This is a genomic window from Natrinema ejinorense, assembly GCF_002494345.1.
In the GTDB taxonomy this organism is placed as follows: domain Archaea; phylum Halobacteriota; class Halobacteria; order Halobacteriales; family Natrialbaceae; genus Natrinema; species Natrinema longum.
Genome location: NZ_NXNI01000001.1, coordinates 336889 through 354297 on the forward strand (window position 1 = coordinate 336889; position 17409 = coordinate 354297).

Below are 17409 nucleotides of genomic sequence, written 5' to 3' on the forward strand. Positions count from 1 at the left end.
AAACGATCAGTGCTGACTCGGCGGCGGCGACCGGGCCCTCTCAGTTCGTCGTGGGCGTCCGAGGCGTCTCCGCGGGCGGGTAGATGATAACATCACCGTTCGCGTAGACGTACACCTCGTGCTCCAGGGCGGTAAACGCGATGTGGCCCCCCGTCCGGTCGGTCCCGTCCGCCTTCGGGCTGAAGACGCGATCGAGCGCGTCGGGATCGACGCTATCGTACAGGGAAAACTCCCCCTGTGAAACGTCGGTCTCCGCGATCGAGGCGAGCGCGTGGACGATCGTGGTGGTGATCGTCGCAGTACCGTCACTGTCGTGGTGGAAGACGTAGCGGTCGTTTGGCTGGTCGTACTGGAGGTCGTCCGTGCCGTCTGCGGGTGTAGTTTCCGTCTGCATTGCTATATCTGATCGTTCAATCGTGTATTAGACTGTAGTTATCCAGGGTATAAAAGCCACTCGTAAGCGACAATGGTAATCGTATGTGAAGTAAAACTCGGCATGAGTGTGGATTAATAAATACTGTGGCCGTCGATCGGTCACGGTCATCGCGTTGCTCTCATCCCGCTGTTCGCGAGGGAGCGCACGTGAGGGTGTCCGACGACAACACGAGTTTTTGTTCGCTCAATTAGTGATTCACTCGTCGAATCCGATACGGTAACCGGGAGGCCTGCCCCAACAGTATGGCTACTCGGTTCCCACGAATCGGCTTCTCGAGGTAGTCCGGCCGGCGCTCCGGATCGAAGGTCCGTCGACCCCTTGCCAGGGCCGCCGCGGGGCTTATTCACGTCCGCCGTCAATCGGTACGTATGACCACCGACTCAGCCGCACCCATTCGTTCGGAACTCGAGTCCTTCGAGGGCGACCTCCCCGCCGGCGTCGACGAGGCGGCGATCAAGCGGATGCACGTCGTCGCTCGCGCGCTCGACGAGGGGGTTCGCGTCCCGGGAACGGGGTTCAAGATCGGACTCGATCCGCTCGTCGGGATCCTGCCGGGGGCCGGCGACGCCGCTGCGGCGGCCGTCTCACTGTACATCGTCGTCGAGTCCGCTCGCATGGGCGTTTCCCGGTCGACGCTGGTCCGCATGCTTGCGAACATCGGCGTCGACGCCGTCGTCGGCTCCGTCCCCCTCCTCGGCGTCCTCTTCGACGCCGTCTGGAAGGCGAACAAGTGGAACCTGCGACTGGCGCTCGAGGACCTCGCCGACGGGAGCGGCGAGTCGCAACGCGGGTCCGAGACCGTAACGATCGACTGAGCCGTCGGTTCGCTCGAGCCGATTGGTTCGGCAGCATGGCCGTCGTAACGTGTCTCGAACGATGGTACAAACGCTTCACGCTGATCGCGACGCCATCGTGCCTCGGACGTGGATTGACTTTCAGTGGCTACTGTCGCGTGGATAAGCGAGTCCGAGCCGGCCAGGCCGACAGTCGTGACTGGCGATTCGTGGCGGTCGAACGGGAAACGCGCTGGCTGGGATTTGAACAACGCGAAGACGTTCCTCTCACTCACTTCGTTCGCTCGAGGCTGCGACTTCTCTCGTTCAAATCCAGATCCGATTTCTCTGAACGCGGCTACTCGCGTTGCTACGCAACGCTCGTAATATTGTGTTCAGAGAAATGCGCTGGCTGGGATTTGAACCCAGGTTGTGACCATGGCAAGGTCACGTGATACCACTACACTACCAGCGCCCTGCTGCACTCATACCTACTGCCGGACGGATGTATAAGGGTTGCGAATCGGACCGGCATCGCCATGCTGCAGCATGGCGATTCTCGAGTAACCAGGGAGACAGTTTCCGGTCAGAATCGGCAACATGGTCCGGATACTATCTCAGACGATCGTGACTAGTCGTCACACGCGAGTGTGTGTCCGTTCGGCACGAATTCGGGAGTGTGAGCGGTTGACAGCCGGAATCGAATCCGCTATTCTTTTAAGACCCTCTCCGCAATACATCGCTACAGTCTAGTGACGCGGCGCCGAAGCGTCACGGCATGACTGTCAGCGTACTCGTGCCGTCGTCGCTCAGCCGGGAAGCCGAGGACAAACGCGAGGCCACTCGCAAACTCGGATACGTCGCCCGCGCGGCGACGATCTTCCGGGCGGATCGCCTGATCGTCTATCCCGATCGGGACGGCGAAACAGGGCGATTCGACGGCGGGTTCGTCACCACCGTGTTGCGGTACGCCGCAACGCCCCCATACCTCCGCAACGAGGCGTGGGGGATGCGGGACGAACTCGAGTACGCAGGCGTCTTGCCGCCGCTCCGCGCCATGTCACAGACCGGCTCCGAATCTACCGGTTCGGGGTCGTCAAGACAAGGAATCGTGACCGAGGTCGGACCTGAAGGACGCGTCCGGGTCAATTGCGGACTGCAACACCCGATCTCCCTCAACGTACCGCCGAACATGGCGGTCGAGGAGGGGGAGCGCGTGACCGTCAGGATCTCTTCGCGACGACCGGTCCGGGCGAAGCTCGAAGACGTTCCCCTTCCGGGGCTCTCGATCGAGCAGACGGACCTGCGGGCAGCACTCGGCCGTGAGGACGCCGGCGTTCGTATCGCGGCCTCCCGATTCGGTGAGCATCTCACCGTCGGGCGGCTCGAGACGCTGGCCGGACGCGTCCAGCGCGATGGGATGACCGTCGCCTTCGGCGCGCCCGAGAGAGGGCTGCCGGCTATCCTCGGAATCGAGGAATCGGCCATCGACGCGTCGTCCGGACAAGACGGCGCAGTCGAACCGTCGTCCAACCGGGACGACGCAGCCGATAACGGAGTCGAACCCACCGCCGATCCGGGGTTCGACCTCTGGCTAAACACGGTTCCGGATCAGGGAAGCGAGGTCGTGCGAACGGAGGAGGCTCTGTTCGCGACCCTCGCTCCCCTCTCACTGAGAGAGTGATAGAATGCCACAAGCAAATACACCACGCAAAGGCTCACTCGGGTTCGGCCCACGAAAGCGTGCGACCAGCGAGGTCCCACGCTTCAACTCGTGGCCGGACACTGACGGACAGCCGACGCTGCAGGGCTTCGCGGGCTACAAGGCCGGCATGACCCACGTCGTCATGGTCGACGATAAAGCGAACTCGCCGACCGAAGGGATGGAAGAGACCGTCCCCGTGACGATCGTGGAGACGCCGCCGATGCGCGCCGTCGCGCTGCGAGCGTACGAAGACACGCCGTATGGTATGAAGCCGATAACCGAGGTCTGGACCGACGAGTTCGTTCCCGAACTCGATCGCGTACTGGACCTTCCCGGTGACGACTACGACACCGACGCCGCCACGGACGAGCTCCGTGGCCTCCACGAGGAGGGCCGCGTCGACGACGTCCGCGTCATCACCCACACGGTTCCGGGGGACGTTCCCTCGGTGCCCAAGAAGAAACCGGACGTGATGGAAACGCGCGTCGGCGGCGGCTCCGTCGACGACCGCGTCGACTTCGCCCTCGAGACAATCGAGGACGGCGGCGAACACGTCATGAACGACGTGTTCCGCGCCGGCGAGTACGTCGACGCAAGCGGCGTCACGAAAGGGAAAGGGACGCAGGGCCCCGTCAAGCGATGGGGCGTCCAGAAACGCAAGGGCAAACACGCCCGGCAGGGCTGGCGTCGCCGTATCGGCAACCTCGGCCCCTGGAACCCGTCCCGCGTCCGCTCGACGGTCCCGCAGCAGGGCCAGATGGGCTACCATCAGCGGACGGAACTGAACAAGCGCCTCGTCGACATCGGCGACGGCGCGGACGCGACGGTCGACGGCGGCTTCGTCAACTACGGCGAAGTCGACGGACCACACGCGTTGATCAAGGGCTCGCTCCCCGGGCCACAGCAGCGTCTCGTACGCTTCCGCCCGGCGATCCGACCCGGAGACCAGCCGCGCCTCGATCCCGAGGTGCGCTACGTCTCCACCGCATCCAACCAGGGATAACACATGGACGCAACAGTACGAAACCTGGACGGCTCGGACGCGGGCACGGTCGAGCTCCCGGCGGTCTTCGAGACTACCTACCGCCCGGACTTGATCGGCCGCGCCGTGCGCGCCGCGCAGGCAAACCGAAAACAGGACTACGGTGCCGACGAGTTCGCCGGCCTTCGAACGCCGGCCGAATCGTTCGGTAGCGGCCGCGGGATGGCCCACGTTCCACGACAGGAGGGTCGCGCTCGCCGCGTTCCCCAGGCCGTCAAGGGACGCAAGGCCCACCCGCCGAAAGCCGAGAAAGACCAGTCCGAATCGATCAACACGAAAGCAAAGAAACTGGCCGTCCGCAGCGCGATCGCTGCGACGACCGACGCCGAACTCGTCGCCGAGCGCGGCCACGAGTTCGACGAAGACGTCGAGATTCCCGTCGTCGTCGACGACGAGTTCGAGGACCTCCACAAGACGCAGGAGGTCGTCGACTTCCTCGAGGCAGCCGGCCTCGCGGACGACATCGAACGCGCCGACGAGGGTCGAAGCGTTCGCTCCGGTCAGGGGAAAGCCCGTGGCCGCAAGTACAAGACGCCGACGTCGATCCTCTTCGTCACATCCAGCGAGACCGGCCCGTCCCGTGGGGCCCGGAACCTCGCCGGTGCCGACGTGACGACGGCCGCGGAGGTCAACGCGGAGGATCTCGCGCCCGGCGCACAGCCGGGACGGCTGACGGTCTGGACCGAGAGCGCACTCGAGGAGGTGGCCGACCGATGAGTTCGGCCATCGAACACCCGCTCGTGACGGAGAAGGCGATGAACGACATGGACTTCGAAAACAAGCTCCAGTTCGTCGTCAATCCGGACGCGACCAAACCCGAAATTCGGGACGAGGTCGAAGAGCGGTTCGAGATCTCGGTCGAGAACATCAACACGCAAATGACGATGAAGGGCAAAAAGAAAGCGATCGTCCGCCTGAGCGAGGACGACGACGCACAGGAAGTCGCTTCGCGAATCGGGGTGTTCTGAGAATGGGACGACGCATTCAAGGACAACGACGCGGTCGCGGGAGCTCCACGTTCCGTGCCCCGTCACACCGATACAAGGCGAAGCTCGAGCACAAAAAAGAGGAAGACGACGACACCATCCGAGGGACGGTCGTCGACATCGAACACGATCCAGCCCGATCGGCGCCGATCGCGGCCGTCGAGTTCGAAGACGGCGATCAGCGCCTCATCCTCGCACCCGAAGGAATCACCGTCGGCGAGGAGTTGCAGGTCGGCGTCTCCGCGGAGATCAAGCCGGGCAACACGCTCCCGCTCGCGGAGATTCCGGAAGGAGTGCCGGTCTGTAACGTCGAGGCGAACCAGGGCGACGGCGGCCGGTTCGCCCGCGCCTCGGGGACCAACGCTGACTTGATCACCCACGACCGCAACGCAGCGGTCATCCAGCTTCCCAGCGGCGAGGTCAAGCGCCTCGATCCGCAGTGTCGTGCCACTATCGGCGTCGTCGCCGGCGGCGGCCGAACCGAGAAGCCGATGGTCAAGGCAGGGAACAAGTATCACAAGATGAAGGCCCGGGGCACGAAGTGGCCTCGCGTCCGCGGTGTCGCGATGAACGCCGTCGACCACCCGTTCGGTGGCGGCGGCCGACAACACCCCGGCAAACCCAAGTCCGTCTCGCGGGACGCCCCGCCGGGACGGAAGGTCGGTGACATCTCGTCCCGACGCACCGGTCGAGGTGGCGACAAATGAGTCAGGAGTACCGAACCGGCCGTGAAGGTGAGTTCACCTACCGCGGCCACACGCTCGAGGAGCTGCAGGAGATGGAGCTCGACGAGGTTGTGGAACTGCTCCCCGCACGACAGCGGCGAAGTATCCAGCGCGGTCTCTCCGTCGAGAAGCAAAAGCTTCTCGAGGAGGCCCGCGAGAAGGGCGAAGAAGAGACGGCGAACGACCCGATTCGAACGCACCTGCGGGATATGCCGATCCTGCCTGAGTTCGTTGGTATTACCTTCGAGGTCTACAACGGACAGGCGTTCGAGCGCGTGCGCGTCGAACCGGAAATGATCGGCCACTATCTCGGCGAGTTCCAGCTGACACGGACCTCCGTCGAGCACGGACAGGCCGGCATCGGCGCGACCCGATCGTCGAAGTTCGTCCCACTGAAGTGATCATCGTATGGGAATCAACTACTCAGTCGACGCCGATCCCGACGCCACCGCGAAAGCGATGCTTCGGGAGCGTCACATGAGCAACAAGCACAGCAAGGAGGTCGCACGCGAGATCAAGGGCCGAACCGTCGGCGAGGCCCAGGCGTACCTTCAGGACGTAATCGACGAGACCCAATCGGTGCCGTTCAAGTCCCACAACGCCGGTGCCGGACACCGCTCCGACATCGACGGCTGGGACGCCGGCAAGTACCCCGAGAAAGTCTCCAAGGAGTTCCTCGACCTGCTCGAGAACGTCGAAGCCAACGCGGATCATCAGGGATTCGACGGCGAATCCATGGAGATCGTCCACGTCGCCGCCCACAAGGTCGGCGAGTCCGTGGGTCGCAAGCCCCGCGCGATGGGGCGGGCGTCGGCCTGGAACACGCCGCAGGTCGACGTCGAGATCGTCGTCGAAGAGCCCGAAACCGAGGAGGACGATAACTAATGGCTGACGAACACCAATTCATCGAAAACGGCCTGCAGCGGTCCCAGATCGACGAGTTCTTCCAGGAAGAGCTCGGTCGTGCAGGCTACGGTGGTATGGACGTCGCCAAGACGCCGATGGGCACGCAGATCGTCCTCAAGGCCGAAAAGCCCGGGATGGTCATCGGCAAAGGCGGCGAGAACATCCGGAAGGTCACGACGGCCCTCGAGGAGCGGTTCAACCTCGAGGACCCCCAGATCGACGTCCAGGAGGTCGACGAACCCGACCTCAACGCACGGATCGTCGCGGACCGACTGGCCAACGCACTCGAGCGTGGCTGGTACTTCCGGAAGGCCGGTCACACGACGATCGACCGGATCATGGAAGCCGGCGCGCTGGGCGCGGAGATCGTCCTCTCGGGGAAGGTCACCGGCGCACGATCGCGCGTCGAGAAGTTCAACCGCGGCTACATCAAGCACAACGGCGAGCCCGCCGAGGAGGTCGTCGACCACGGCCAGGGCGTCGCGGTCATGAAACTCGGCACCATCGGTGTCGACGTCAAGATCATCCCGCCGGGCGCGGAACTGCCCGACGACTTCGAGGTCAGCGAGGACATGGATCCGGAAGAAGTCGTGCCGGACGCCGTCGAAGTCAACGCGGAAGGCGGCGTCGAGGAGCTCCTCGAGGGCGAACCCGAGGAAGCCGAGGCTGCCGAGGCCGAGGCCGACGCTGCGGACGCCGACGAGCCCGATGCCGAGGCTGACCTCGACGAAGACGTCGTCGAGGAGGTCATCGAGGAAGAGGTCGAGGCCGACGCCGACGAGGAGTTCGAGGAAGTCGAGGTCCCCGGCGGCGACGAAGACGTCGAGGAAGAGCTCGAAGAGCTCGAGGAAGACGTCGAGGCCGAAGCCGAAGACCTCGTCGAAGAGATGGAAGCGGAAGAGGAAGCCGACGCGGACGACGCGGACGAGGGAGGTGACGCCTGATGGCGATCCTCCACGTCGAAGAGATCCGCGACATGACCCCCGCCGAACGGGCGGAGGAACTCGAGGAACTCGAGACCGAACTGCTGAACCAGAAGTCCGTCCTCGCGGCCGGTGGGGCCCCGGAGAACCCGGGCCGCATCGGCGAACTGGGTCGCACCGTCGCGCGGATCAAGACGATCCAGCGCGAGGAAGGCGACCTCGAAGACGACGAATAACACAACAATGGCACTGACACCCGAGACGCTGCCACGACACGAACTCAACGGGCTCCCCGTGCGAGTCGTCGAGAGCGACGACTCTTCGCGGGTCGGCCTCGAGGGGCGCGTCGTCATCGAGACGACCAAGACCCTCTCGATAGAGGTTTGCGTTCCGCCGGAGGCGGAACGCTGGCGAGGCGGTGCAACCGCCGAGCGTCGCGACGGCGAGTCTCGGGTCCTGATGGTGCCGAAGTCGGGCTCGACGTTCGAGTTCGCGATCACAGATGACGCCGCCGATCTCGCGAAGGGATCGGGGACTGCGTCCAAACTGGCCAACACTGAACCCGCTGTGGCATCCGAGGAACGATCCTCGACCGCTGCGGACCGAGCCGGCGGCGACGCCGCCGGCTGTCGCGACGACGACCCTACCCGGGACCGCCGTCGCGCTGCTGGCGAGGACGTAGCCTACGTTACGGTCGATGGATCGCGGCTGCTCTCACGGCCCGCCCGACGCACGGAAACGAATGGTGACTCACCATGGCAATAGGACTAGACGTTGAAACCCCTCCGGAACCCGAAAACCCGGAGGAATACGACTACGAGAAATGTCCGTTCTACGGCGAACTCTCCGTTCGAGGGCAGATCCTCGAAGGGACGGTCGTCTCGACGGACATGGACAAGACCGTAGTCGTCGAGCGAGAGTACGATGTGGCGGTCCCGAAGTACGACCGACACATGAAACGACGCTCGCGCATCCCGGCACACGTACCGGGCGTGCTCGAGCCGCTCTCGGTCGGTGACACGGTCAAGATCGCAGAGACCCGACCACTGTCGAAGACGAAATCGCACGTGGTCGTCGAAGTAACCCAAGAAGCAACCGCGGAGGACGTCGCTGAACTCACGAGCCAGGCCGAGCCTGAGCCGGAGCTTTCCGACGAGGACCTCGCCGCGGCCGCGGACGAGGGTGATCAGTGATGGAGGCGATGAAAGCCGACGTCACGCAGGGCCTGAAGAAGGGATCCCTGATCACGTGTGCCGACAACACCGGCGCGCGTGAGCTGAAGGTCATCAGCGTCGCGGGCTACCACGGCACCAAGAACCGCCAGCCGAAGGCGGGGATCGGTGACAAGGTGACCGTCTCGGTTACCAAGGGTACCCCGGAGATGCGCCGCCAGGTTCTCGAGGCCGTCGTCGTCCGCCAGCGGAAGTCGATCCGCCGGCCCGACGGCACGCGGCTGAAGTTCGAGGACAACGCGGCGGTCATCATCGACGAGAACGAAGAGCCCCGCGGCACGGAGATCAAGGGGCCGATCGCCCGCGAAGTCGCAGAGCGCTTCGGAGCAATCGCCAGTACGGCGACGATGATCGTATAGATATGACTGAACAACCACACAAACAGCGAACGCAGACGAGAAACGCGCCGCTGCACGAGCGACAGAAGCAGCTCCACGCGACGCTGTCCGACGAGCTCCGCGAGGAGTACGACACCCGTCGAACCCGCGTCAACGCGGGCGACACGGTCGAGGTCATGCGCGGCGACCACGCCGGCGACGAAGGCGAGGTCATGCGCGCGATCCTCGAGGATGGGACCATCCACGTCGAGGACGTGACCGTCGAGACGGCCGACGGCGAAGAAGTGCCACGGCCGCTCGACCCCTCGAACGTCCGGATCACCGAGCTCGATCTCGAGGACGAGCGTCGCGAGGCGCGTCTCGAAGGTGATAGCGAATGACGAAACACCAGAAACGACTCTCAGTACCGAAGTCCTGGCCGGTCGAGCGAAAGACCGAGACCTTCACGGTCAAGGCCGACGCCGGTCCCCACGGCGAAGACGGCGTGCCGCTCGTCGTCCTCCTGCGGGACGTGCTCGGCTACGTGGACTCGCGCAAGGAAGCACGATACGCGCTCTCGGAGGATGCGATCCTCATCAACGGGGACGCGATCAACGACGAACAGCGCCCGATCGGCATGTTCGACATCGTTGCGTTCCCCGGACGGGACGAGTACTACCGCGTCTTCCCCGACGAGGGCGGTCGGCTCGCACTGACCGAGATCGACGAGGAGTCGGCACAGAGCCGCCTCGGCAAGATCGTGAACAAACAGCAAGTGCCGGGTGGCGACACCCAGCTGACGCTGCACGATGGCACGAACGTCATCACCGACGGCGATTACGATCCGAAGGATTCGATCGTCGTCGACAACGACGACAAGTCCGTCGTCGCGCACTTCCCCTACGAGGACGGCGCACTCGTGACCGCCGTCCGTGGCAACCACGGCGGCAAGGTCGGCGAGATCGACGCGATCGACGTCACGCCGGGCAGTGGCTCGAACAGTGTCGGCGTCTCGACCGACGACGGTGGCTTCGAAACCGTCGAAGAGTACGTCGTCGTCATCGACGAGAACTTCACTGGTGATGACGATGAGTGAAGCCGAATCCGGAGAGTTCCACGAGATGCGCGAACCACGCGTCGAGAAAGTCGTCGTCCATATGGGCGTCGGCCAGGGTGGTCGCGAACTCGGCAAAGCCGAGGACATCATCGAGGAGGTAACGGGTCAGGAGAGCGTCCGGACCCAGGCGAAAAAGACCGAACCCGACTTCGGCATTCGCCAGGGCGATCCGATCGGTACGAAGGTCACCCTTCGTGGCGACGACGCTCACGCGTTCCTCGAGAAGTCGCTGTCGCTTGCGGACGTATCCCCGGCGCAGTTCGACGACACGGGGAACTTCAGCTTCGGTGTCGAGGAGCACACCGACTTCCCGAGTCAGGAGTACGACCCGAGTATCGGGATCTTCGGGCTGGACGTCACCGTCAACCTGGTGCGTCCGGGCTACCGGATCGCCAAGCGCGATAAGGCCACCCGATCGATCCCGTCGAAGCACCGATTGACTCCCGAGGACGCCATCGGGTTCCTCGAGGCCAACTTCGACGTGAGCGTGGAGGCAGACGATGAGTGAAAGCGAAACGGAAGAAAACGACCGCACGGGCGAGCACGCGGCAAAGCGGACGGGACAGATCGAGTCCTGTCAGCGCTGTGGCCGCGAGCAGGGACTCGTCGGGAAGTACGACATCAATCTCTGTCGGCAGTGCTTCCGCGAGATCGCCCGCGACATGGGATTCAAGAAGTACAGATAATATGACCGGAAACGATCCACTCAGCAACGCGCTCTCGGGACTCGATAACGCCGAGAGTGTGGGTCATCTCACCCACGAGGTAACGCCCGCCTCGAACGAAATCGGCAGCGTGCTCGAGGTCTTCTACGACCGCGGGTACATCGACGGCTTCGAGTACGTCGACGACGGTAAAGCCGGTCAGTTCGAGGTCGAATTGAAAGGAGCGATCAACGAGTGCGGCCCCATCAAGCCCCGCTACGCCGTCGGCTCCGAGGACTTCGAGAAGTGGGAGAAGCGCTATCTCCCCGCTCGAGACTTCGGTGCGCTCGTCGTCACGACGAGCAGCGGCATTATGAGCCACTACGAGGCTCGCGAGCAGGGTATTGGGGGCCAGGTGATCGCATACGTCTACTAATCATGCGAGTCGAACTGGAAATCCCCGAGAACGTAACCGTCGAGGTCGACCGTTTCGATGTGACCGTCGAGGGCCCGGAAGGCAGCGTCACGCGCCGCCTCTGGTACCCCGACGTGACCGTCGAGACCGACGACGACCAGGTGGTAATCGAGAGCGGTGCCGAGGACGCGAAGACGAATTCGACCGTCGGCACCTTCGAGAGCCACATCACCAACGCCATCCACGGCGTGACCGAGGGCTGGGAGTACGAGATGGAAGTCTTCTACTCTCACTTCCCGATGCAGGTCCGCGTGGACGGCGACGAGGTCGTCATCGAGAACTTCCTCGGCGAAAAGGCACCGCGACGAACGACTATCCACGGTGAGACCGACGTGACCGTCGACGACGAGCAGCTCGTCCTCTCCGGTCCCAGCAAGGAAGACGTCGGCCAGACGGCCGCCGACATCGAGCAGCTGACGAAGGTCCGCGGCAAAGACACCCGAATCTTCCAGGACGGGGTCTACATCACCAACAAACCCGCCAAAGGAGGTGCCTGATAGATGGCAGACGATCAATCGAACGACGAACCCCAGGAACTCGAGGACATCAGCGGCGTCGGCGCGAGCAAGGCAGACGCGCTTCGTGACGCCGGCTTCGAGTCCATCCAGGACGTCAAGGAAGCCGATCAGGACGACCTCGCCGAGGCCGACGGCGTCGGGAACGCACTCGCCGCCCGTATCAAGGCCGACGTCGGTGACCTCGAGGTCACCGAGGAGACCGAGGCCGAAATCGAAGACGAAGGCGTCGAGGAGGAAGCCGAACCCGACGAAGACGTCGAGACGGAGCTGCAACCCCGCGGGCTGACCGAGAAGACGCCCGAGCTCTCCGACACCGAGGAACGACTCCTCAACCGTCGGAAGAGCGAGGGGAAACCGCAGTTCAACCGACAGGACTACCACAAGAAAAAGCGGACGCCGGAATCCTGGCGTCGACCCCGCGGTCAGCTGTCCAAGCAGCGCCGCGGCGTCAAGGGCAAGGGCCCGAAAGTCCAGGCCGGTTACCGCACGCCCAAAGAAGTCCGTGGGAAACACCCCAGCGGCTTCGAAGAGGTCTACGTCGAGAACACGGACGACCTCGAGGGCGTCGACGGCTCTCGCGAGGCAGTTCGGATCTCCTCCTCGGTCGGTGCGCGCAAGCGCGAACGGATCGAGGAACTCGCCGAAGAGCAGGACGTTCGCGTCCTGAATCCGACCTACGAGGAAGTCGAGGTGGAATCCAATGACTGATCTCTCAGCACAGAAACGACTCGCTGCCGACGTCATGGACGTCGGGAAGAACCGCGTCTGGTTCGATCCGGAGGCGCAGGGAGACATCGCCGAAGCGATCACGCGCGACGAGATCCGCGAACTCGTCGACGAGGGTCGCATTCAGGCCGACGACCCCTCGGGCAACTCCCGGGGCCGCGCTCGCGAACGGAACGCGAAGCGCGCCTACGGCCACCAGAACGGACAGGGCAAGCGCCGCGGCAAGAAAGGCGCACGCCAGAACGAGAAAGACGAATGGCAGAACAAGATTCGCGCACAGCGCCGGAAGCTGCGCGAACTCCGCGACAAGGGCGAGCTGACGCCCACGCAGTACCGCCAGCTCTACAAGAAGGCCGGCGGCGGGGAGTTCCGTAGCGTCCGGTACCTGTTGAACTACATCGACGACAACTACGGTGACCAATAATGGCGACAGGACCACGATACAAAGTACCAATGCGGCGTCGCCGTGAGGTCCGGACGGACTACCACCAGAGGTTGCGCCTGCTGAAATCGGGGAAGCCCCGCCTGGTTGCTCGCAAGAGCAACAAGCACACTACGGCGCAGCTGATCACTCCCGGACCTCAGGGAGACGAGACGCTTGCAAGCGCACACTCGAGCGATCTGGCGGAGTACGGCTGGGACGCACCCACGAGCAACATTTCCGCGGCGTATCTGACCGGCCTGCTGGCCGGTACACGGGCCGTCGAGGCAGGCCTCGAGGAGGCGGTCCTCGATATCGGTCTCAACACGGCCACGCCCGGCAACAAGGTGTTCGCGGTACAGGAGGGCGCGATCGACGCCGGCCTCGAGATCCCGCACAACGACAGCGTGCTCGCGGACTGGTCGCGCACGCGCGGCGAGCACATCGCCGAGTACGCAGAACAGCTCGACGAGCCGCTGTACAGCGGCGATTTCGACGCAACTGACCTCCCCGAACACTTCGACGAGGTACGAGAGGCGATTCTCGAATGAGTGGAAACAACTACAACGACAGCGGATGGGAACCCGTCACCCGTCTCGGCCGGATGGTCCAGGAGGGCGAAATCGAGGACATGGAGACCGCCCTCAACTCGGGCCTCCCGCTGAAGGAACCCGAACTCGTCGACCAGCTCCTGCCCGGACTGGAAGACGAAGTGCTGGACATCAACATGGTCCAGCGGATGACCGACTCCGGACGACGCGTGAAGTTCCGTTGTGTCGTCGCCGTCGGCAACCGCGACGGCTTCATCGGCTACGCGGAAGGCCGCGACGACCAGGTCGGGTCTGCCATCCAGAAGGCGATCGGTATCGCGAAACTGAACATGATTCAGGTGCCCCGCGGCTCGGGCTCCTGGGAGGACCGTTCGGACCGGCCACACTCGCTGACCCGACGGACGACCGGCAAGGCCGGCTCCGTCGAAGTCGAGGTCATCCCCGCCCCCGAAGGGCTGGGGCTGGCCGCCAGTGACACCGTCCGTCACGTCCTCGAGCTGGCCGGCATCGAGAACGCCTGGACCAAGAGTCACGGCAACACTCGAACGACGGTCAACCTGGCGAAAGCCACCTACAACGCGCTCGAGAACGCCTCGCAGTCGCGCCACCCACAGCGACGACCCAACCGAGAGGAAGCTGAGGTGAGCGAGTGATGAAGGCGATCGTTCAGATTCGCGGCGAAGTCAATCGACAGGAAGACGTACAGGATACCCTGAAGATGCTCAACATCCACAACGTCAACCACTGCGCGCTCGTCCCCGAGACCGACACCTACGAGGGGATGATCGCGAAGGTCAACGATTACGTCGCCGTCGGCGAGCCCGACGCCGACGTCCTCGAGACCCTGCTCGCGAAGCGAGCCGAACCCCTCGAAGGCAAGCAGGCGGACGTCGACGGGGAGTGGCTCGGAGACAACACCGACTACGACGACTTCGGTGCACTCGCCGAGGCGCTCCTGGCGGAGGAGACGACGCTTCGTGACGAGGGGCTGTCACCGACGCTTCGACTTCACCCACCGCGGGGCGGTCACGATGGTATCAAAAAGCCGACCGTCGAGGGCGGCCAACTCGGAAAGCATACAACCGGGGAGATTAACGACCTCCTAGAATCGATGCGATAACCATGACGAGCAAAAAACGACGCCAGCGCGGATCGCGAACCCACAGCGGCGGTTCCCACAAGAACCGACGCGGTGCGGGCCACCGTGGTGGCCGCGGCCGTGCCGGGCGCAGCAAACACGAGTTCCACAACTACGAACCGAAGGGCAAACACGGCTTCAAGCGACCCCACGATATCCGCGAGACGGTCGCGGAGATCGACGTCCAGAAGCTAGACGAGGACGCGATCCTCTACGTCGCCGAGGACCTCGCCGAGGAAACCGACGGCGGCTATCGACTCGACGCACGCGATATCGTCGAGGACGGCCACGAGGTCGACAAAGTGAAGGTCCTCGGGTCCGGCCAGGTCCGGAACACGCTCGAGGTAACGGCGGACGCCTTCTCCGATGCAGCCCAGGAGAAACTCGAGGCTGCCGGCGGTGAGGCGGTCATCTCGGAGCGTGCGCAGGCGGAGGACGACGACGAAGCCGAATCCGAACAGAACGAGGACTAACATATGGGATGGAAGGAAGCCGCTGAACCGGTCTTGACGCGGATGCCAGCAGTGCGCCGTCCGGAGGGACACGTTCCCTTCAAGCGGAAGCTGATGTGGACGGTCGGCATCCTCATGTTGTACTTTTTCCTGACGAACATCACCCTGTTTGGCCTGCAGGCCGGACAGGCAAACGACCTCTTCGGGGAGTTCCGTGCGATCCTCGCCGGCTCCCAGGGGTCAGTGTTGCAGGTCGGTATCGGCCCGATCGTCACCGCGAGCATCGTCTTGCAGCTGCTCGGCGGTGCGAACCTGCTCGGACTGGATACGGATGACCCGCGGGATCAGGTCCTCTATCAGGGCCTCCAGAAGCTGCTGGTCGTCCTGATGGTGATTCTGACCGGGCTCCCGATGGTGTTCGCCGGCGGCTTCCTGCCAGCCCAACAGTCGTTACAGCTCGGAGGGCTCACCTTCGGTCAGACGCAGGTCCAGATCCTGATGTTCGCCCAGGTCTTCGTTGGCGGGGTCCTCATCCTCTACATGGACGAGGTCGTCAGCAAGTGGGGCGTCGGCAGCGGGATCGGTCTGTTCATCATCGCCGGCGTGAGCCAGCGACTGGTTACCGGGTTCATCCAGCCCGCTCAGGGTGGGTTCTTCTTCGACTGGTATCGCATCCTGACGGGACAGGTCGACGTCGGGTCGCTGCTCTCGACTGGCGGTCTGCAGACGATGTTGATCGGCGACGGGCACATCATCGCCCTCCTGACGACGCTCCTGATCTTCGGGATCGTCGTCTACGCCGAATCCGTCCGGATCGAGATCCCGTTGAGCCACGCCCGGGTCAAGGGTGCGCGCGGTCGCTTCCCCGTGAAGCTCATCTACGCGAGCGTCCTGCCGATGATCCTCGTTCGTGCAGTGCAGGCGAACGTTCAGTTCCTCGGCCAGATCCTCAACCGACAGTTGGGGAATATGCCCAGCTGGCTCGGCACCTACTCGGCGCAGGGCCAACCCACCGGCGGGTTCTTCTACTACGTCGCGCCGATCTACTCACCCAACGACTGGATGTGGTTCTCGGCGAGCGTCGCCCAGGAGTGGTGGCAAGTGCTGATTCGCATCAGTATCGACGTTACCTTCATGGTCGTCGGCGGCGCGATCTTCGCCATCTTCTGGGTCGAGACCACTGACATGGGTCCCGAATCCACGGCGAAACAGATCCAGAACTCCGGGATGCAGATCCCCGGCTTCCGACAGAACGTCGGCGTCATCGAGAAGGTCATGGAGCGATACATTCCGCAGGTGACCATCATCGGCGGCGCGCTGGTCGGTCTGCTGGCCGTCTGGGCGAACATGCTCGGTACTATCGGTGGCATCAGCGGAACCGGACTGCTGCTGGCCGTCTCCATCACGTACAAACTGTACGAGGAGATCGCCGAGGAGCAGATGATGGAGATGCATCCGATGATGCGCGAGATGTTCGGCGGCGACTAACGCCTCTCTCGTCCGTTCTTCTTTCGAGCCGTGAACGCGGCCTGTTTCCGCGAGAGGCGTCACGAACAGCGTTACGAGGCGCGTTCGCGTCGTAAGCGACGGACTCGAGGGAGCTGTCGTGGCCAATTCGGGCTCGAGTCTATCGATCCGGGCACGGACGAACGGCGGCTCTCATCGGCCCACTCGGGTCTCATCGCGTTCCTGTACACGAACTCGTGACCGATGGGACAGTGCTGTCTCGGGATCCGACGACGATCGGTGGCGACTACCGCGGAGCCCACCGGGACGATTATCCAGCACCCTTCGCGGGCGCACCGTCGTTCGAGACGGTATCGGCGCCTCGAGGGATGTCGCCGTACCGACTGTGCCCGAGTACGGCACAGTCGCTGTCGTCGAGTCGGTGCCCGTGATGGGCCTTGAGTGCTACTGGATCACCGAGTGCGAGGCTCGCGATCGCTCGAGCGACGAGAGAGCAACGGACTGTAAGACCGAAACGGCGAGAAATCGATTCGAGGGCGCCATCGGACGGTCGAGACCGTCGCCGTGCCCTACTGGATCGAGTACCCTGCGGCGAGGGTCAGCAGGAACACCATGAACGCCGCGGTGAGCATCAGGTAGGTAACCGACCGCGGTTCGTCTTTCAGGTGCTGGAAGTAGCCGGCGATCAGCGAGACCTTGATGGCTGCTAAGATCAATGTGCCGCCGACTGCTACCTGATAGTTGAAAATCTCCGGGAAGTGGAAGAAAACGAACTTCCCCGTCGCTAACAGTATCAGTGCTACGTAGATCAGGCTGTACGTCCGGATGCTCGCCATTGATTTTGAATGTGGGTGA

General features: G+C 63.6%; 28 protein-coding genes and 1 tRNA gene. 26 read left to right on the top strand and 3 right to left on the bottom strand.

Annotated elements, in window-relative coordinates:
- Positions 1–40 precede the first annotated feature (40 nt).
- Positions 41–394 (bottom strand): HalOD1 output domain-containing protein, encoded by a 354-nt coding sequence (locus tag CP557_RS01735; protein ID WP_097378316.1) that lies wholly within the window; start codon positions 392–394, stop codon positions 41–43.
- A 410-nt stretch (positions 395–804) separates the two neighbouring features.
- On the opposite strand from CP557_RS01735, the gene CP557_RS01740 reads away from it, so the two are divergent.
- On the top strand, positions 805–1251 hold the full coding sequence (locus CP557_RS01740; RefSeq protein ID WP_097378317.1) for a DUF4112 domain-containing protein: 447 nt from the start codon (positions 805–807) through the stop codon (positions 1249–1251).
- Between the two features lie 362 nt (positions 1252–1613).
- Here the strand turns inward: CP557_RS01740 and CP557_RS01745 are convergent.
- Positions 1614–1684: transfer RNA gene (locus tag CP557_RS01745), tRNA-Gly, on the bottom strand.
- Between the two features lie 303 nt (positions 1685–1987).
- Between CP557_RS01745 and CP557_RS01750 the strand changes: the two genes are divergently transcribed.
- The 25 genes from CP557_RS01750 to secY are packed head-to-tail and all read left to right on the top strand — an operon-like array spanning position 1988 to position 16575.
- A complete protein-coding gene (locus CP557_RS01750) occupies positions 1988–2893 on the top strand; it encodes a putative RNA uridine N3 methyltransferase (protein ID WP_097378318.1) in 906 nt (301 codons plus the stop codon).
- Between the two features lie 4 nt (positions 2894–2897).
- Positions 2898–3917, top strand: a complete 1020-nt coding sequence (locus CP557_RS01755; protein WP_097378319.1) for a 50S ribosomal protein L3 — start codon at positions 2898–2900, stop codon at positions 3915–3917.
- Between the two features lie 3 nt (positions 3918–3920).
- Positions 3921–4673: a 50S ribosomal protein L4 gene (gene rpl4p, locus CP557_RS01760; RefSeq protein ID WP_097378320.1), complete on the top strand. Its 753-nt coding sequence runs from the start codon at positions 3921–3923 to the stop codon at positions 4671–4673.
- Complete coding sequence (locus tag CP557_RS01765; RefSeq protein ID WP_097378321.1) at positions 4670–4924, top strand: 50S ribosomal protein L23; 255 nt, start codon at positions 4670–4672, stop codon at positions 4922–4924. The genes rpl4p and CP557_RS01765 overlap by 4 nt, the downstream gene beginning before the upstream one ends.
- 2 nt (positions 4925–4926) lie before the next feature.
- A complete protein-coding gene (locus CP557_RS01770; protein ID WP_097378322.1) occupies positions 4927–5649 on the top strand; it encodes a 50S ribosomal protein L2 in 723 nt (240 codons plus the stop codon).
- The gene (locus CP557_RS01775) at positions 5646–6068 is read left to right on the top strand and encodes a 30S ribosomal protein S19 (RefSeq protein ID WP_097378323.1); all 423 of its coding nucleotides are present in this window, start codon (positions 5646–5648) and stop codon (positions 6066–6068) included. The genes CP557_RS01770 and CP557_RS01775 overlap by 4 nt, the downstream gene beginning before the upstream one ends.
- Before the next feature lie 7 nt (positions 6069–6075).
- The gene (locus CP557_RS01780; protein WP_097378324.1) at positions 6076–6552 is read left to right on the top strand and encodes a 50S ribosomal protein L22; all 477 of its coding nucleotides are present in this window, start codon (positions 6076–6078) and stop codon (positions 6550–6552) included.
- Entirely contained in the window at positions 6552–7517 is a 966-nt protein-coding gene (locus CP557_RS01785) for a 30S ribosomal protein S3 (RefSeq protein ID WP_097378325.1), read from the top strand. Before CP557_RS01780 ends, CP557_RS01785 begins: the two co-directional genes overlap by 1 nt.
- Positions 7517–7732 (top strand): 50S ribosomal protein L29, encoded by a 216-nt coding sequence (gene rpmC / locus CP557_RS01790; RefSeq protein WP_097378326.1) that lies wholly within the window; start codon positions 7517–7519, stop codon positions 7730–7732. Before CP557_RS01785 ends, rpmC begins: the two co-directional genes overlap by 1 nt.
- Before the next feature lie 7 nt (positions 7733–7739).
- The gene (locus tag CP557_RS01795; protein WP_097378327.1) at positions 7740–8261 is read left to right on the top strand and encodes a ribonuclease P protein component 1; all 522 of its coding nucleotides are present in this window, start codon (positions 7740–7742) and stop codon (positions 8259–8261) included.
- Positions 8252–8689, top strand: a complete 438-nt coding sequence (locus tag CP557_RS01800) for a 30S ribosomal protein S17 (RefSeq protein WP_097378328.1) — start codon at positions 8252–8254, stop codon at positions 8687–8689. Before CP557_RS01795 ends, CP557_RS01800 begins: the two co-directional genes overlap by 10 nt.
- Positions 8689–9087, top strand: a complete 399-nt coding sequence (locus tag CP557_RS01805) for a 50S ribosomal protein L14 (RefSeq protein WP_006430978.1) — start codon at positions 8689–8691, stop codon at positions 9085–9087. The genes CP557_RS01800 and CP557_RS01805 overlap by 1 nt, the downstream gene beginning before the upstream one ends.
- Positions 9088–9089: 2 nt before the next feature.
- On the top strand, positions 9090–9446 hold the full coding sequence (rplX, locus tag CP557_RS01810; RefSeq protein WP_097378329.1) for a 50S ribosomal protein L24: 357 nt from the start codon (positions 9090–9092) through the stop codon (positions 9444–9446).
- Entirely contained in the window at positions 9443–10141 is a 699-nt protein-coding gene (locus CP557_RS01815) for a 30S ribosomal protein S4e (protein ID WP_097378330.1), read from the top strand. Before rplX ends, CP557_RS01815 begins: the two co-directional genes overlap by 4 nt.
- Positions 10134–10670, top strand: a complete 537-nt coding sequence (locus CP557_RS01820) for a 50S ribosomal protein L5 (protein WP_097381489.1) — start codon at positions 10134–10136, stop codon at positions 10668–10670. The genes CP557_RS01815 and CP557_RS01820 overlap by 8 nt, the downstream gene beginning before the upstream one ends.
- Positions 10663–10848 carry a 30S ribosomal protein S14 gene (locus CP557_RS01825; RefSeq protein ID WP_097378331.1) on the top strand — a complete coding sequence of 62 codons (186 nt, stop codon included), beginning with the start codon at positions 10663–10665 and terminating at the stop codon, positions 10846–10848. Before CP557_RS01820 ends, CP557_RS01825 begins: the two co-directional genes overlap by 8 nt.
- A 1-nt stretch (position 10849) precedes the next feature.
- Positions 10850–11242: a 30S ribosomal protein S8 gene (locus CP557_RS01830; RefSeq protein ID WP_097378332.1), complete on the top strand. Its 393-nt coding sequence runs from the start codon at positions 10850–10852 to the stop codon at positions 11240–11242.
- A 2-nt stretch (positions 11243–11244) separates the two neighbouring features.
- Entirely contained in the window at positions 11245–11778 is a 534-nt protein-coding gene (locus CP557_RS01835; protein ID WP_097378333.1) for a 50S ribosomal protein L6, read from the top strand.
- A gap of 3 nt (positions 11779–11781) precedes the next feature.
- Positions 11782–12507, top strand: coding sequence for a 50S ribosomal protein L32e (locus tag CP557_RS01840; RefSeq protein WP_097378334.1), 726 nt, complete (start codon positions 11782–11784; stop codon positions 12505–12507).
- Positions 12500–12949: a 50S ribosomal protein L19e gene (locus tag CP557_RS01845; RefSeq protein ID WP_097378335.1), complete on the top strand. Its 450-nt coding sequence runs from the start codon at positions 12500–12502 to the stop codon at positions 12947–12949. Before CP557_RS01840 ends, CP557_RS01845 begins: the two co-directional genes overlap by 8 nt.
- On the top strand, positions 12949–13497 hold the full coding sequence (locus CP557_RS01850; RefSeq protein WP_097378336.1) for a 50S ribosomal protein L18: 549 nt from the start codon (positions 12949–12951) through the stop codon (positions 13495–13497). The genes CP557_RS01845 and CP557_RS01850 overlap by 1 nt, the downstream gene beginning before the upstream one ends.
- Entirely contained in the window at positions 13494–14150 is a 657-nt protein-coding gene (locus CP557_RS01855) for a 30S ribosomal protein S5 (RefSeq protein ID WP_097378337.1), read from the top strand. Before CP557_RS01850 ends, CP557_RS01855 begins: the two co-directional genes overlap by 4 nt.
- Complete coding sequence (locus CP557_RS01860; protein ID WP_097378338.1) at positions 14150–14617, top strand: 50S ribosomal protein L30; 468 nt, start codon at positions 14150–14152, stop codon at positions 14615–14617. The genes CP557_RS01855 and CP557_RS01860 overlap by 1 nt, the downstream gene beginning before the upstream one ends.
- Before the next feature lie 2 nt (positions 14618–14619).
- Complete coding sequence (locus CP557_RS01865; protein ID WP_097378339.1) at positions 14620–15108, top strand: uL15m family ribosomal protein; 489 nt, start codon at positions 14620–14622, stop codon at positions 15106–15108.
- Positions 15109–15111: 3 nt separating this feature from the next.
- On the top strand, positions 15112–16575 hold the full coding sequence (gene secY, locus CP557_RS01870; protein WP_097378340.1) for a preprotein translocase subunit SecY: 1464 nt from the start codon (positions 15112–15114) through the stop codon (positions 16573–16575).
- Between the two features lie 548 nt (positions 16576–17123).
- Here the strand turns inward: secY and CP557_RS01875 are convergent.
- A complete protein-coding gene (locus CP557_RS01875; RefSeq protein ID WP_097378341.1) occupies positions 17124–17390 on the bottom strand; it encodes a cytochrome C oxidase subunit IV family protein in 267 nt (88 codons plus the stop codon).
- Positions 17391–17409: the final 19 nt, after the last annotated feature.

What these genes read in the sequence shown, in the direction of transcription:
- CP557_RS01770 (WP_097378322.1), top strand. Translation starts at nt 4,927, where the DNA reads ATGGGACGACGCATTCAAGGACAACGACGCGGTCGCGGGAGCTCCACG.
- CP557_RS01780 (WP_097378324.1), top strand. Translation starts at nt 6,076, where the DNA reads ATGGGAATCAACTACTCAGTCGACGCCGATCCCGACGCCACCGCGAAA.
- secY (WP_097378340.1), top strand. Translation starts at nt 15,112, where the DNA reads ATGGGATGGAAGGAAGCCGCTGAACCGGTCTTGACGCGGATGCCAGCA.
- CP557_RS01785 (WP_097378325.1), top strand. Translation starts at nt 6,552, where the DNA reads ATGGCTGACGAACACCAATTCATCGAAAACGGCCTGCAGCGGTCCCAG.
- CP557_RS01765 (WP_097378321.1), top strand. Translation starts at nt 4,670, where the DNA reads ATGAGTTCGGCCATCGAACACCCGCTCGTGACGGAGAAGGCGATGAAC.
- CP557_RS01775 (WP_097378323.1), top strand. Translation starts at nt 5,646, where the DNA reads ATGAGTCAGGAGTACCGAACCGGCCGTGAAGGTGAGTTCACCTACCGC.
- CP557_RS01835 (WP_097378333.1), top strand. Translation starts at nt 11,245, where the DNA reads ATGCGAGTCGAACTGGAAATCCCCGAGAACGTAACCGTCGAGGTCGAC.
- CP557_RS01875 (WP_097378341.1), bottom strand. Translation starts at nt 17,390, where the DNA reads ATGGCGAGCATCCGGACGTACAGCCTGATCTACGTAGCACTGATACTG.
- rpmC (WP_097378326.1), top strand. Translation starts at nt 7,517, where the DNA reads ATGGCGATCCTCCACGTCGAAGAGATCCGCGACATGACCCCCGCCGAA.
- CP557_RS01865 (WP_097378339.1), top strand. Translation starts at nt 14,620, where the DNA reads ATGACGAGCAAAAAACGACGCCAGCGCGGATCGCGAACCCACAGCGGC.
- rplX (WP_097378329.1), top strand. Translation starts at nt 9,090, where the DNA reads ATGACTGAACAACCACACAAACAGCGAACGCAGACGAGAAACGCGCCG.
- CP557_RS01860 (WP_097378338.1), top strand. Translation starts at nt 14,150, where the DNA reads ATGAAGGCGATCGTTCAGATTCGCGGCGAAGTCAATCGACAGGAAGAC.
- CP557_RS01825 (WP_097378331.1), top strand. Translation starts at nt 10,663, where the DNA reads ATGAGTGAAAGCGAAACGGAAGAAAACGACCGCACGGGCGAGCACGCG.
- CP557_RS01800 (WP_097378328.1), top strand. Translation starts at nt 8,252, where the DNA reads ATGGCAATAGGACTAGACGTTGAAACCCCTCCGGAACCCGAAAACCCG.
- CP557_RS01845 (WP_097378335.1), top strand. Translation starts at nt 12,500, where the DNA reads ATGACTGATCTCTCAGCACAGAAACGACTCGCTGCCGACGTCATGGAC.
- CP557_RS01820 (WP_097381489.1), top strand. Translation starts at nt 10,134, where the DNA reads ATGAGTGAAGCCGAATCCGGAGAGTTCCACGAGATGCGCGAACCACGC.
- CP557_RS01840 (WP_097378334.1), top strand. Translation starts at nt 11,782, where the DNA reads ATGGCAGACGATCAATCGAACGACGAACCCCAGGAACTCGAGGACATC.
- CP557_RS01855 (WP_097378337.1), top strand. Translation starts at nt 13,494, where the DNA reads ATGAGTGGAAACAACTACAACGACAGCGGATGGGAACCCGTCACCCGT.
- CP557_RS01735 (WP_097378316.1), bottom strand. Translation starts at nt 394, where the DNA reads ATGCAGACGGAAACTACACCCGCAGACGGCACGGACGACCTCCAGTAC.
- CP557_RS01750 (WP_097378318.1), top strand. Translation starts at nt 1,988, where the DNA reads ATGACTGTCAGCGTACTCGTGCCGTCGTCGCTCAGCCGGGAAGCCGAG.
- CP557_RS01740 (WP_097378317.1), top strand. Translation starts at nt 805, where the DNA reads ATGACCACCGACTCAGCCGCACCCATTCGTTCGGAACTCGAGTCCTTC.
- rpl4p (WP_097378320.1), top strand. Translation starts at nt 3,921, where the DNA reads ATGGACGCAACAGTACGAAACCTGGACGGCTCGGACGCGGGCACGGTC.
- CP557_RS01815 (WP_097378330.1), top strand. Translation starts at nt 9,443, where the DNA reads ATGACGAAACACCAGAAACGACTCTCAGTACCGAAGTCCTGGCCGGTC.
- CP557_RS01805 (WP_006430978.1), top strand. Translation starts at nt 8,689, where the DNA reads ATGGAGGCGATGAAAGCCGACGTCACGCAGGGCCTGAAGAAGGGATCC.
- CP557_RS01830 (WP_097378332.1), top strand. Translation starts at nt 10,850, where the DNA reads ATGACCGGAAACGATCCACTCAGCAACGCGCTCTCGGGACTCGATAAC.
- CP557_RS01850 (WP_097378336.1), top strand. Translation starts at nt 12,949, where the DNA reads ATGGCGACAGGACCACGATACAAAGTACCAATGCGGCGTCGCCGTGAG.
- CP557_RS01755 (WP_097378319.1), top strand. Translation starts at nt 2,898, where the DNA reads ATGCCACAAGCAAATACACCACGCAAAGGCTCACTCGGGTTCGGCCCA.
- CP557_RS01795 (WP_097378327.1), top strand. Translation starts at nt 7,740, where the DNA reads ATGGCACTGACACCCGAGACGCTGCCACGACACGAACTCAACGGGCTC.